Annotated in this window: 10 protein-coding genes and 1 tRNA gene; all 11 read left to right on the forward strand. The window is 43.0% G+C overall.

Annotated features, from left to right (window positions below; translation table 11 throughout):
• Window positions 1-279 precede the first annotated feature (279 nt).
• Window positions 280-1,791: an ATP-dependent Clp protease ATP-binding subunit ClpX gene (gene clpX, locus CSX02_RS10245; RefSeq protein WP_034219183.1), complete on the forward strand. Its 1,512-nt coding sequence runs from the start codon at window positions 280-282 to the stop codon at window positions 1,789-1,791.
• The gene (locus CSX02_RS10250) at window positions 1,788-2,873 is read left to right on the forward strand and encodes a metallophosphoesterase family protein (protein WP_031543437.1); all 1,086 of its coding nucleotides are present in this window, start codon (window positions 1,788-1,790) and stop codon (window positions 2,871-2,873) included. The genes clpX and CSX02_RS10250 overlap by 4 nt, the downstream gene beginning before the upstream one ends.
• A 1-nt stretch (window position 2,874) precedes the next feature.
• The gene (locus CSX02_RS10255) at window positions 2,875-5,265 is read left to right on the forward strand and encodes an ATP-binding protein (protein WP_189281503.1); all 2,391 of its coding nucleotides are present in this window, start codon (window positions 2,875-2,877) and stop codon (window positions 5,263-5,265) included.
• 22 nt (window positions 5,266-5,287) lie between these two features.
• Complete coding sequence (locus CSX02_RS10260; RefSeq protein ID WP_099386612.1) at window positions 5,288-6,619, forward strand: citrate/2-methylcitrate synthase; 1,332 nt, start codon at window positions 5,288-5,290, stop codon at window positions 6,617-6,619.
• A 9-nt stretch (window positions 6,620-6,628) separates the two neighbouring features.
• Window positions 6,629-7,858 carry a bifunctional ornithine acetyltransferase/N-acetylglutamate synthase gene (argJ, locus tag CSX02_RS10265; RefSeq protein ID WP_099386613.1) on the forward strand — a complete coding sequence of 410 codons (1,230 nt, stop codon included), beginning with the start codon at window positions 6,629-6,631 and terminating at the stop codon, window positions 7,856-7,858.
• 147 nt (window positions 7,859-8,005) lie between these two features.
• Window positions 8,006-8,455: an Lrp/AsnC family transcriptional regulator gene (locus CSX02_RS10270; RefSeq protein ID WP_031543433.1), complete on the forward strand. Its 450-nt coding sequence runs from the start codon at window positions 8,006-8,008 to the stop codon at window positions 8,453-8,455.
• A 60-nt stretch (window positions 8,456-8,515) separates the two neighbouring features.
• On the forward strand, window positions 8,516-8,752 hold the full coding sequence (locus CSX02_RS10275) for a hypothetical protein (RefSeq protein WP_031543432.1): 237 nt from the start codon (window positions 8,516-8,518) through the stop codon (window positions 8,750-8,752).
• Window positions 8,753-8,844: 92 nt separating this feature from the next.
• Window positions 8,845-8,917, forward strand: a tRNA-Gly gene (locus tag CSX02_RS10280).
• Between the two features lie 74 nt (window positions 8,918-8,991).
• Complete coding sequence (locus CSX02_RS13625) at window positions 8,992-9,165, forward strand: hypothetical protein (protein WP_189281505.1); 174 nt, start codon at window positions 8,992-8,994, stop codon at window positions 9,163-9,165.
• A 373-nt stretch (window positions 9,166-9,538) separates the two neighbouring features.
• A complete protein-coding gene (locus tag CSX02_RS10285; RefSeq protein ID WP_099386614.1) occupies window positions 9,539-9,766 on the forward strand; it encodes a hypothetical protein in 228 nt (75 codons plus the stop codon).
• Between the two features lie 318 nt (window positions 9,767-10,084).
• Window positions 10,085-13,873: fibronectin type III domain-containing protein (locus CSX02_RS10290; RefSeq protein ID WP_189281506.1), on the forward strand; the 3,789-nt coding region annotated here is incomplete at its 3' end.

Below are 13,873 nucleotides of genomic sequence, written 5' to 3' on the forward strand. Positions count from 1 at the left end.
TTGAAAGAACAACCTCAATCAAAGAAGCGGTGCGCGGCTTTGCAGAGAATCTTGCTTTCGAATGCCGTGTGTCCTGACCGGCCGGCAGGGGGCGACAGACCGGAGGCCCGGGCATGAGGAAGGGGGAACGAGGGGCGCTGGCTGGGGGATTTTGGGGACTGCGACATGGGACGGCGGAAATTGTGAAGTTATAAAAAATAGAAAAGGCTGTAAGATTGCAAGTGGACAAAGAGTTGGGTATAATAGATTCGTGTAACTTTTTTGGAAGGTGAGAAAACAATGGAAGATAAGTTTGAGACAAATAATGAAAATAATAATGAAAATGAATACGAGGAATTTTGTTATATATGCAGAAGACCGGAGTCGGTGGCAGGAAAGCTGATTCGGTTGCAACCGAATTTGTGTGTATGTCCGGATTGTATGCAGAGAACCCTTGATTCGTTTAGCAAGGGAATGAACGGAATGCCTCCGTTTTCTGACATGATGTTTTTCCCGCAGGATGGCAATCCGACGCAGAATGGGAATCAAAAGCAGGAAAATCCGGAATCGGGCGATCAGCAGGATGAGAAGGCAAAGAATGGATTTCATAATATTGCGGGAGGATTTCCGAATATCCAGTTTTTGAATCTGGGTGAATTCGGTATGCCGGAGACGCCGAGGGTAAAAAAGAAAAAGGTTAAGAAAAAGCAGGTTGAACCGGTACTGGACATTCATTCGATTCCGGCACCGCACAAAATCAAGGCTTCGCTGGATGAATATGTGGTTGGACAGGATCAGGCCAAGAAAATTATCTCTGTGGCTGTCTACAATCATTACAAGCGCATTATGAGCAAAGTGGAAGAGGACGGCGTCGAAATCGAAAAATCCAATATGCTGATGCTCGGACCGACCGGTAGCGGTAAAACCTATCTGGTGCGCACACTTGCACGTCTGCTCGATGTGCCGCTTGCAATTACGGATGCCACTGCGCTGACGGAAGCGGGATATGTCGGAGATGACATCGAGAGCGTTGTCAGCAAATTACTTGCTGCGGCAGACAATGATGTCGAAAAAGCAGAGCATGGTATTATTTTTATCGATGAAATCGATAAGATTGCAAAAAAGAAAAATTCCCATCAGCGTGATGTGAGTGGTGAGTCTGTTCAGCAGGGCATGCTCAAACTGCTCGAAGGCGCGGAGGTGGAAGTACCGATTGGTGCGACCAGCAAAAATTCGTTTGCACCGATGACCACGGTTGACACAAGTAATATTCTTTTCATCTGTGGCGGGGCGTTCCCGGATCTTGAGGAGATTGTCAGAGAGCGTCTCAACAAATCCGCATCCATTGGTTTTGTCAGCAATTTAAAAGACCAATATGCGGATGATGAGAACATTTTACAGCAGGTAAAGACAGAAGATATCCGCAAATTCGGTATGATTCCGGAATTCATCGGTCGTCTTCCGGTTATCTGCGTACTGGATGCATTAAGTGAAGATATGCTGGTGCGCATCCTGAGTGAGCCGCGCAATGCCATTATCAAGCAATATCAAAAATTGCTGCAGCTCGATGAAGTGAATCTGCAATTTGAAGAAGATGCGTTATATGCAATCGCCAGAAAGGCAAAAGAAGAGAAGGTAGGTGCACGTGCACTTCGTTCCGTACTCGAGGAATATATGCTTGATATCATGTATGAAATTCCTAAGGATGACAATATCGGTACGGTAACCATTACGGCGGATTATATCGAAAACCATGGTATGCCGCGCATTGAGATGCGCTCCGTACCACAATTGGAGGATAAGAAATCATGAAATTGATTCATTGTGCGGATTTACATCTGGATTCCAAGATGCAGTCAAATTTGTCCAAGGAACAGGCAAAAGAGCGCAGAGCAGAGATCCTGCGTACTTTTGTGCGAATGGTTGATTATGCGGAACAAAATGAAGTGTTCGGAATTATGATTGCGGGAGATATGTTTGATACACGTGCTGTTTCTGCAACCACCCGTAATATCGTAAAATCCGCAATTGAAAAGCATCCGCAGATTCAGTTCTTTTATTTGAAGGGAAATCATGACCTGGACAGTTTTGTCTCCAAGTTGGAGGAAATTCCGGAAAATCTGCATTTGTTTACGGATGAGTGGACAAGTTACCGCTATCCGGGCGTGACAATCACCGGTATGGAGATGACTCCGGAAAATCACAGTTCCATGTATCATTCTCTTGTATTGGACCATGATTGTTACAATATTGTACTTTTGCATGGACAGATTGAAAATTATCAGAGTGGCAATCCGGAATCAATCAGCCGTGTGGATCTGGCAAACAAAAATATCGATTATCTTGCGCTTGGGCATGTGCATACAATGCAGACCGATCGCATTGACAGACGCGGTATGTATGCCTATCCGGGCTGTCTGGAAGGACGTGGATTTGATGAATGCGGGGAGAAGGGATTCATCCTGCTTAATATCGATGAGAATTCACAAACTGCGGAATACAGCTTTGTTGCAATCGCGGAACGCAATTTGTATGAAATCGAGGTGGATGTCACCGGAGCAACCGGCTCGGATCAGATTGCCCAACTGATGGAAGAAGCAATTTCACGGGAGCAATATCCGGCTAAGAGCATGGTCAAATTCATTTTAAAAGGTGAATTAAATGTAGAATGTGAAATCAATCTGGATTATCTGACCGAGATGTTTGAGGAATATTTCTATTGCATCAGGATTAAGGATGAGACGACCCTTTTGATTTCCTATGAAGATTATGCAAAAGATGAATCGCTCAAGGGAGAATTTGTCAGAACCGTTATGTGCTCGAATATGGCGGAAAATGAGAAGGCAGAAGTAATTCGATGTGGCATTCTGGCATTGTCAGGGGAGGATTTTTAAAGTGAAATTACTACGGTTATATGTAGAAAATTTTGGAAAAATCAATAATCTGGAATTGAATTTTGAAGATGGTATCAATGCGATTACCGAGCCGAATGCATGGGGCAAGAGTACATTGGCTGCATTCATTAAAGTCATGTTGTTTGGATTTGAAAGCAAGAAGGCATCCGCGCTTCCGGAAAGTGAACGCAGTTTTTACAAGCCATGGCAGGGCGGAACCTACGGAGGAGAACTGGATTTTTCCGTAGGCAATCGCAGCTATCGTATCAGCCGTACATTTGGGGCTTCGGAGCGCACGGACGTATGTCATGTATATGATTTGCAGACAATGCTCGAGAGTGTGGATTTTGCGGGAAATGTCGGAGAAATTCTATTTGATCTGGACAGCAATTCGTTTAAGCGAAGTGTATTTATCGCACAAAATGACTGTGCAAGTCAGTCTTCGGATGCAATCAATGCCAAGCTCGGAAATCTGGCGGAAAATACCAATGATATCAATAATTATGAGACAGCGCAGAGCCGTTTGAAAGAAATTGTCAATGCGCTGACACCGAATCGCGCGACCGGCCGTATCAAAAAGCGGACGAATATGATTACGGAGCTGGAGCAGGAATTAAAGGGTTATGATGCGGCAGTCAAATCACTTGAGGAATTCTCCGAGAAACGGGATTTGGCAGAAGATAAGAAAAATCAGCTGATACAGGAACGCGATGAATTGGCAAACCGGTTACGCCTGGTCAGTGAGGACAGCAGAAGACGCGAATTGCAGCGCCGCTATCGCGATTTGTGCGCGGATGTTGTGGAAAAGCTGGAGGCACTCGAGGCATTCCGGGAAACATTCCCTGTCGGTGTGCCGGATGAGGCATTACTGAATGCACAGATTGAGAAGGCACGTGAGCTGGAACAAAAGCGTCTGCAGATGGAACATTTGCGTTTCAATGACGCGGAAGAAGCACAATATCAGAATCTTTCATCCATGTTTACCAGTGCGATTCCAACGGAAATCGAGATTGATCAGATGATTTCCCGTTATGGAAAAGTCACGGACATGAAAGAAGATAAATTCAAATTAAATGCAAGCCTTGAGGAAAAGGAGAAGACTTCGATGGTAGTCGATCCGTTCCCGGACAAGCCGAAACCGGTTAATGCATTTACCGTAGCCGGTGCAATCATAGGCAATATCGGAATTTTGACTTTTGTTGCCACATTGGTGTTGTTTTTGTTACATAAGTATCCACCGTATTTTATGTTTATCGGTGTCGCATTAATTCTTGCGGCAACCGTGATTTTTGTCCTTGCGAATCTGAATCATCGCAGAAGTGTGCGCCTTTATGAAGATGAGGTTGCACGCGTTATGCAGCGCCAGCAGGAGGAAATCGATGAGATCGGCAGAATCAAAGATCTCGCAATCGGCAAGGAAAATGAGATTACCGATCTGGAGGAAGAAGTCCGCCAGTTTCTGGAGCGCTTTTCTGTTTACTGCCCGGCGACAGGATATTCAGGCGCCTTGTATGAACTGAAAGCGCAGGTAAAAGAATATCTCCGCTTACATGACCGCAAGCAGGAATATGACAGAACGGAATTTGCTTGCCGTGACATTGTCAACAAAATTGCGGAGTTCCTTGGAGACTGGCATCTTCAGCTGGAAGAACCGTATACACAGGGACTTTTGGAATTCCAAAAAGAACTTGTACGATATCGCGGTGTTCAGAAGGCAAGCGCCGAGGCGACGGAAAAGAAGAATCTTTTCGAGCGCGAGCAGGATATGGCAGATGTCGAACTGCATGTCGATCCGCAGGATCTGGATGAAATCAATGAACAGATTGCGGAATATGACAGCCATCTGGAATCTGTGCGTGCTGCAATCGATCAGTATCAGAGACAGATTGAACAATTGCGTGAACAACTGGATGAATATGATGAGCGGCGCGGTGAACTTGCCACATTGCTGGCAAAACAGGAAGAAGACCGTCATCGCTTTGATATTGTTTCCCGTACACAGGAATATCTGGCCACCGCAAAGGAGCAGTTTACGGCGCGTTATATGGCGCCGATTTCGAATGCGTTCCGCAAATATTATAATCGGATCATTGAGACGCAGGGAGATGACTGGGTCATTGATGCCCATATTGCACTTAAGCGCCGCGAGATGGGCGAGTTGCGTGAACTGACACATCTGTCAGCGGGATACCAGGACCTGATCGGTGTATGTATGCGTCTGGCACTGGTGGATGCAATGTATCAGGAAGAAAAACCATTTTTGGTTTTTGACGATCCGTTTGTCAATCTGGATGAAGAGAAAACAAAGAAGGGAATGGAATTATTGAATTTTGTGGCAGAAGAATATCAATTGATCTACTTCACCTGTCACAATAGCAGAACACCAACCTAGTACCACAGAAAGGGGTTGTAACATGAATAAGATTAATGTGTCGGCATATGCTTTGGCAAAAGAAAAGCTGTGCGTGGAGAATGATACCATATCAGACAGTCTGTTTTCCGAGTATGGAGTAAACCGCGGTTTGCGTGATGTAAACGGAAAAGGTGTATTGACCGGTCTGACCAATATCTCAAAGATTGTATCATTCAGGGAAGAAGGCGCCAAGTCGATTCCGTGCGACGGAGAACTCTGGTATCGAGGCTATAATATACAGTCTCTGATCCGGGATCTCGAAGAGGGCGAATTTGGTTTTGAAAAGACGGCATATCTGCTCTTGTTCGGAGAAAAGCCGAATGAGAAGGAACTCGAATATTTCAATGAAGTTCTGGCTGAAAGTCGTGGACTTCCGACCAATTTCACGCGTGATGTCATTATGAAAGCACCGTCAAAGGATATTATGAATTCCATGACGCGAAGCATTCTGACACTTGCATCATACGATCCGCAGGCGATGGTGACGGAAGTATCCAACTGTATTCGTCAATGTTTGCAGTTGATTGCAAATTTCCCGATGCTGGCGGTATACGGCTATCATGCTTACAATCATTATGACAACGACGAGAGTATGTATATTCACCGTCCGGATCCGAAGCTTTCGACCGCAGAGAATTTCCTGCGTATGCTTCGCCCGAACAAGACCTATACACAGGTAGAGGCCAGTGTTCTTGATGTCGCATTGATGCTGCATATGGAGCATGGTGGCGGAAACAATTCGACCTTTACGACGCGTGTGGTAACTTCTGCAGGCACGGATACCTATTCTGCCATTGCTGCGGCAATGAGTTCTTTGAAAGGTCCGAAGCACGGTGGCGCCAATATTAAGGTAATGGAAATGATGGAAGACATTCGTGCGAATGTGAAGGACTGGGAAGATGAGGACGAAATTCACGCTTATCTGAGCAAAATCATGGACAAGCAGGCCTTTGATCAAAAGGGACTGATCTATGGAATGGGTCATGCCGTTTATTCCGTATCCGATCCGAGAGAACGCGTATTCCGTAGATTTGTGGAGCGATTGGCAGTGCACAAAAACAAAGAGCGTGATCTGGAATTATATAACATGATCGAAAAGATTGCACCGCAGGTTATCGCGGAAAAGAGACAGATTTTCAAAGGTGTCTCTCCGAATGTCGATTTCTACAGTGGATTTGTATATGAAATGCTTGAGATTCCGATGGAATTATATACCCCATTGTTCGCAATCGCCCGTATTGTGGGATGGAGCGCACATCGTCTCGAAGAACTTGTCGGAATGAACAAGATCATTCGTCCGGCTTACAAGAGTGTTATGGAAGAAAAGGAATAAGGTAGTATCATGAGTTATCAGCAAATTGAAGGTGGCGTATGCGCCGCACAGGGATTTTGTGCAGCCAGCTGTGAAGCAAATATCAAATATGAAAACAGAACCGACATGGCGATGGTATTTTCCCAAACACCATGTGTATCTGCAGGAACTTTTACAACAAATGTGGTTAAGGCTGCATGTGTGCAATGGGATCAGAAACTGGTGTCTTCCGGGGACCCGATTCATGCGGTTGTCATCAATTCCGGAATCGCAAATGCGTGTACGGGACAGGAAGGTTTTGATGCCTGTGAAGCTACGGCAAAAGCGGTCGAAGCACAGTTACAGGTACCATATACATCCGTAGCGGTCGCATCGACCGGTGTGATCGGAATGCAGCTGCCGGTAGCAAAGCTGGTTTCCGGCGTTCAAAAGATGAGCACGGGACTGTCCGATAGCAATCAGGCCGGCACCGATGCCTCGAAAGCGATTATGACGACAGATACCGTCAACAAAGAGATTGCGGTGACATTTACCATCGGCGGAAAGCAGGTTGTACTCGGCGGTATGAGCAAGGGCAGCGGAATGATTCATCCGAATATGTGCACCATGCTTGCATTCTTGACCAGTGATATTGCAATTGAAAAATCATTGCTGCAACAGGCTGTTTCAGAAGTGGTTGCAGATACCTTTAATATGATTACGGTAGACGGAGATACCTCTACCAATGATACGCTGCTTTTGCTTGCCAACGGGCTTGCAGGCAATCCATGCATCACGGAAGCAGATACGGATTATGAGACATTTAAGGAGGCACTGTTTTATGTATGCCGCTTCCTTGCCCGCAAAATGGCATCAGACGGAGAGGGTGCCACAAAATTGTTTGAAGCAAAAGTGGTCAATGCAAAATCCAAAGAAGATGCGCGCATTCTGTCGCGTGCCATCGTCGGATCCAATTTGTCAAAGGCTGCGATCTATGGCTGTGATGCGAATTTCGGCCGATTCCTGTGTGCTATGGGTTATTCGGGTGCCAAGTTCGATCAGAATGATGTCGAATTGTTTTTTGAGAGCAAAAACGGTCGCATGATGGTATTTTCCAAGGGTGTGCCGCTGGCATTTGACGAGGATCGTGCACTTGAAATCATGAAAGCGGATGAAGTGACTGTGTATGTGGATATGCATGAAGGTGATGCGCAGGCAACAGCCTGGGGATGCGATTTGACTTATGATTATGTAAAAATCAATGCGGATTATCGTTCATAAATAAAAAGTAGGTTGACATTATAAAGAAATGTAGGTATGATTGTTAACATAAAAAAGAAAAATGTTTAAGAAATGAACAAAGGAGTTCAAACCAAGGGTTTGGACTCCCTTTTTTATGAATTGGCAGGAGGATTTATGAGAGAAACAATTGATAATGTGGACGAAAAAATCATTGCGATGATGCAGGACAATGCGCGTGTGGCAATCAAAGATATTGCTGCGGAAGTATATATGTCCTCTCCGGCGGTTGCTTCACGCATCGAGCGACTCGAAAAGAATGGAATCATCAACGGCTATCATGCACAGGTCAATATGGAATCCATCGGATATCGCATCAAGGCATTCATCAATCTCGATATGGAACCGATGCAAAAGAAAGACTTTTATCCGTTTGCGCAGCAGTGCAAAAATATTGTGGAATGCAATTGTGTCACCGGAGAATATTCGATTCTGCTTGAAGTGGCCTTCCATGATACCCTCGAACTGGATCTGTTTATCAATGATTTGCAACGCTTTGGCAAGACCAAAACACAGATTGTATTCTCGACTGCGGTAGAACATCGGATTCCTCCTATGGAAAAGATAAAAAAGCCTTGAAATATTTCGTAAGTATGGTAGAATAACTTTTGCGTGAATGCGAAAGGAGTATTTGATACTATGAGTCAGGCGAAGGTAGATCAATACAAAAAAGAGAAAGCAAGCCGCAAGAAAACTCTTGCAAAGCAAAAGGTTGCAAAGCGTATCGGAAAGATCGTGGCAGCAGTTGTTGTGATTGCTTTGGTTGCACTCGGTGTGTATAAGGGAGTGGACAGCTATTACAAGAATCTTCCTGCTGAAACCTACCAGGTTGACCTGTCTCCGATGTCAGATTATATCTCCGGATTGTCTGAATAAAACTTTTTTGAAAAAATTAAAAAAAGTTGTTGACAGCATCCACCACATTTGGTATCATATCTCTTGTGCTTGAGAGAACAGCAACAAGATATGCGATAGTGGCGTAGTTGGTAACGCGCGACCTTGCCAAGGTCGAGACCGCGGGTTCGAGCCCCGTCTATCGCTCGCAAAAAGCTTTGGAATTCATTCCAAAGCTTTTTTCTTATCTGTCAACGAACATTATACGTGAGGTAAAACATATGGAATGTCCAATTCTCGATCGCGCAGAAATCACCATGGAAAAATGCTGTGAAATCTGTGCCGAATCATACAAAGACAAAAACGGAAAAGAACTTCCAAAAAAGATTAAGCGCATCATCGGCTGGAAAGGAATCTGCAAATCCTGCAAGTACCATGTGCGGCCACAAAAGTAAAATGACCGGATCACCGGCAATAATCATGCTCTCAACCAAGGTTGAGAGCATTTTTTACGAGAAAATTTCTCCGAAATTCCTATATCATAAAAAGCGCTCCGCTATGGATGCGCACTCGCACGATAGGAAAACCGCGCTCGGCGCGAGCATGTTGCAAGCAACATGCTTTCTTATGCGCTACAGCTATGAGCAAAAATGTGTTGAAATGTGCTATTAAGGATGAGTCAAATCTAAAATAAGTCTCGAAAAAGGAGAATTTGTTTTTCGTATTTCATCTGATTTTATTGACAAGAAAAAATAATATATATATAATCTATTCACTTTAAATATATGGGAGCAATGTAAGAAAAATAGTTAAAAGAAAGGAAATGAGATGAAACGAAAAGTAAAAAGATTGGCGAAAATGCTGTTTTCGCTTTTATTGTGTTGCGCATTAACATTGACTTCAATTCAGATGCCGGCATACGCAAAAAGCGGTGAATGGACAGGAGGGCAGGTTGATAGTGGATACAGACTGAAAATTGTCTACTCTGAATCGGCTCAAAATCCAAAGACAAACACGTCGAAAGTTACCGCAACATTATATCTGGTTCAGGACTAAGGCTATGATCTTTATATAGGAGCCCGGTCTGCAACCATCACAATTAACGGAAATCAGACTACGATTTCAAATATTCCCGCAATTCGTAATACGGGAAATGTAACGACCAAACTTGGGTCGGCTACAACCACAGTCAAACACACATCTGATGGTTCCAAATCAATTACCATTTCTGCAAGTTTCGATATGAATGCAAAATTAAGCGGAACTTATTATGGAACCATGAGTACCTCCAAGAAAGTTTCATTAGATAAACTAGATCGAACAGCTCCCACTGTATCATTAAAACTAAATAGTGTTACATCAAGCAGCGTTAAGATGACAGCAACTGCAGATGTTTCCTGCGATAACTGGCAGTATTCACTAGACGGAGGAAGCACATGGAAAACATTTGCAAGTTCCGGAAAATCAAATGCGTTTACGATCAGCAACCTTTCCGGCGGAAAGAAGTATACGGTTGTGGCAAGGGCCAGAAAAACAGACAACAATGTTTTTTCTGAGCAAAGCAAATCGGTTAGTGCGACCACAAAACCAAATCCACCGGGAAACCTTTCTGTGAGCGCAGTTAAGAAAGATTCTGCAAAACTATCATGGAATAATACAACCGGAGCGACTTCATACAATGTATATTTAAATGATAAGGTTATAGAGAAAAATGTACAAGGAACAAGCTATACCTTTTCGGGCCTGATTCCAAACAGTGCATATACATTTGGAGTTTCTGCGACAGGTACAAGCGGGGATAGCTCACTTGCAAAAACAGCAGAGTATGTCACACTTGCTAGTGCTCCAACGAAAGTAAAAGTACAAAGTCAAAATCAGGATAGTGTAAAACTGAGTTGGTCGCAAAGCACAGACGGAAATGAAGCGACAATTACCTATAACATTTATCGGGATGATAAATTAATCGGAACCAGCAGCACAAATAGCTACACCGATACTGTTTACAATAATACTGACTGCAAGTATGCGGTATGTGCAGTCACATCGGCTGGAAACTCTGCTAAATCATCAGCCGTTTCGGTAAAGCATGTTCCGCTGTCAATCAATGCTGAAGCGACAAATAAGAGTTATTATACGATTATCACCCCGACTTATAAAGGCGGCGTGAATAGGGAAATCGATCCGACTTCCTGCAAATGGGCATACGGAAATAAAGAAATATCCGATTTTGAAAATGGCGGATATGCTTTTTCAACAAGTTTTGCAGTGACAAAGAACGGAACATATACTGTGTATGCGCAGGATGTAGATGGAAATGAAGCTGTCGGAATAATAACTGTATCTGACATTTATACAATAGATACAATTGGTGCATTTACGGAAAACGATACAGATTTATATGTGGAATCCATTGGACTTCCGGTATCTTTTGAGCGAACTTATAATTCCATGAGCGAGGATGATATATTTGGCAAGGGATGGTCATTTAACTATGCAAAAAAGACTGTACTAAATGAAGCCGGAACCGTCAGAATCGTTTACTTGCCTGATGGCAGTATCAATTATTTTACAGTAAATGATGATGGAATTTTTTCCGGAATCAAAACGCAGAATACTTTAACAGTAGCAAACGATATCTATGAAGTAACAACAAAGGATAACTACAAATACATTTATGAGAATGAGACGTTAACAACGATTCAGGACGCAAATGGCAATAAAATCATTATTGATTTAAATGCCAAACAGTTACCTGAAAAGATTACAGATAGTGCAGACCGAACCTATACCATTGAATATGATGAGTCAGGTCATATCACAACAATCACCGATCCTGCAAATCGCTGTGTATCATATGCATATGATAATGGCATGCTAACTTCTGTGACAGCGTTAACACAAGAAGTATCGGAAACCTATGAATATACCGATGGTTTGCTTACGGTTGTAAAAGATGCATCGGGTAAGGTGACCTCTCAACTCATTTATAATGACCAAAAACAAGTCGATAAATTAACGAATGAAGAAGGAGATGAGACATACTATTACTATCACATAACGCGAAATGGGGAAGTCGTCGTTTATGAGGATGATGCAGAAATCATAATCGATGAGATGGACAGCGATAGCAATCCGGCAAGCAATATCTATAATACGTTTGGGCAGCTTATCGTCAGTGCGGATGGCTATCTGTATGAGTACAATCAAGATGGTACGATTTCCAAAGTAGACGGAACAAACAGCGACAAAACCTTAGTGGTATACAGTTATGATGATTATGGAAACGTAACCAAAATCATAACAAAGTCTGCAGACGAGCAGACTCTAGAAGAAGAGAAATACACATATACTTATCACGATGGAACTTCCGCGATTGCATCTGAAGAAATCACAACAACTTCATATAATTATGACAAATCAGGTGAATGCGAAAGCACGGAGACAAAAACCTCAAGCTATTCCTTCGACAAGTGTGGAAATGTGTTATCAGAACAGGAAGATACACAGTCTGAAGATGCAATCTCTTATAGCTACGACGAAAAGGGACTTGTATTAACAAAGACTGATTCGAGCACAACGGTAGAATATACCTATGATGCAAACGGCTATATCAGTACTGAAGAAGTCAGTGAAGATGGCAAAGAAACCACGAAGGAGACTTCTTATAATGTAATCGGAAATCTGCTTTCTACAACCGAAGGTGGACTTACAACAGAATATCTGTATGATTTGGCAGGAAACGAAATCCGTATCAAGCAAAACGATGGGGATACGGTTTTAGTTTCAAGATACATATACAATCGCAATCATAAAGTGATTCAGGCAATTGGAGCAGACAATTATTCGGAATCGGATGACTTGCTTAATCCGGATGAGAATGGTCTTTGTCAGGAAAATATTTATGAAGATAGCAATGCCGGAGAGCGATATACCTATGATGAGGACGGGAATGTCTTAACCTACATCAATGCCGCAAATAATCAAACAGTTAACACTTATGATGCAGATGGGAATCTTGTAAAAACAGTTACTTATGAAAGCTGCGATACAACCAAAGATGGTCTTACCACCAGATATGTGTACGATTCAGAAGGGCGTCTGACTCAAACCATCTATCCGCATCAGTATCAAGCCTCAAAGGATCAGCTTGATGTGGAAAACGGTATCAACGAGTATGATGACGATAGTGTAGGTGAGAGAGCATCATATGATGAAGACGGAAATGTGATCGCGCAAACCAATTCCTTTGGCGAAGAAACCACCAATTTGTATGATGCAAATGGAAAACTGGTGAAATCCACAACAGGAAAGAAGGTTATACGATTCGTCTATGATGGTGGAGAAAATCTCCTTCAGGTTATCTATCCGGATCAGTATGACGAGGAAGATGACAAGCTGGATTTAGAAGCGGATGAACCAATCGATCAGTATGCAAATGCAGATGTGGGCGACCGTTATGAGTACGACTCAGACGGAAATATCATCAAATATACAAACTCCTATGGAATCGTATCCGAAAATACATATGAAGACGGGAAGCTAATCAAAGTATCCCGATCCGATGGAACTGAATTTTCATATAATAAAAGTGGCGAAGCAACCAAAGAAACATATGCAAACGGCCTGACAAATGAAATCTCGCATACTGAAGATCAAACCATTATCACAGGCTCAAATGGACTGACCACGACTTATCAGAAAAATGGATTCGGAGAAATCACATCCTATCATTTAGAAACGGATAATCTTGATCAAGACTATACCTACACCTATGATGCGAAGGGAAATATTCTTTCAGTATCATTAAATGATAACCTATTACAGTCCTATTCTTATAATGCATCTGATGAGTTAATTCGCGTCAATGATCAGGTAGCAGACGAAACTGTCACCTATCAGTATGATTATGTAGGAAATATCACAGAGGTTGCAACCTATGCTTATACAGAAGGCTCTCTTGGAGATGCAATCACGACAGAAGTTTACACCTATGATACAAACAACCGTCGAACTGATTTAACCTACGATGACGATGGCAACCTGACTCAGTTCAATGGATATGAATTATCATGGACCGATCGCAGACTAAAGTCTGCAACGAGCTCAGATCATGACATATCCTATACCTACAATTACGCAGGTATCCGTACATCCAAAACCGTA

The organism is Agathobacter ruminis, from assembly GCF_002735305.1.
Classification (GTDB): domain Bacteria; phylum Bacillota; class Clostridia; order Lachnospirales; family Lachnospiraceae; genus Roseburia; species Roseburia ruminis.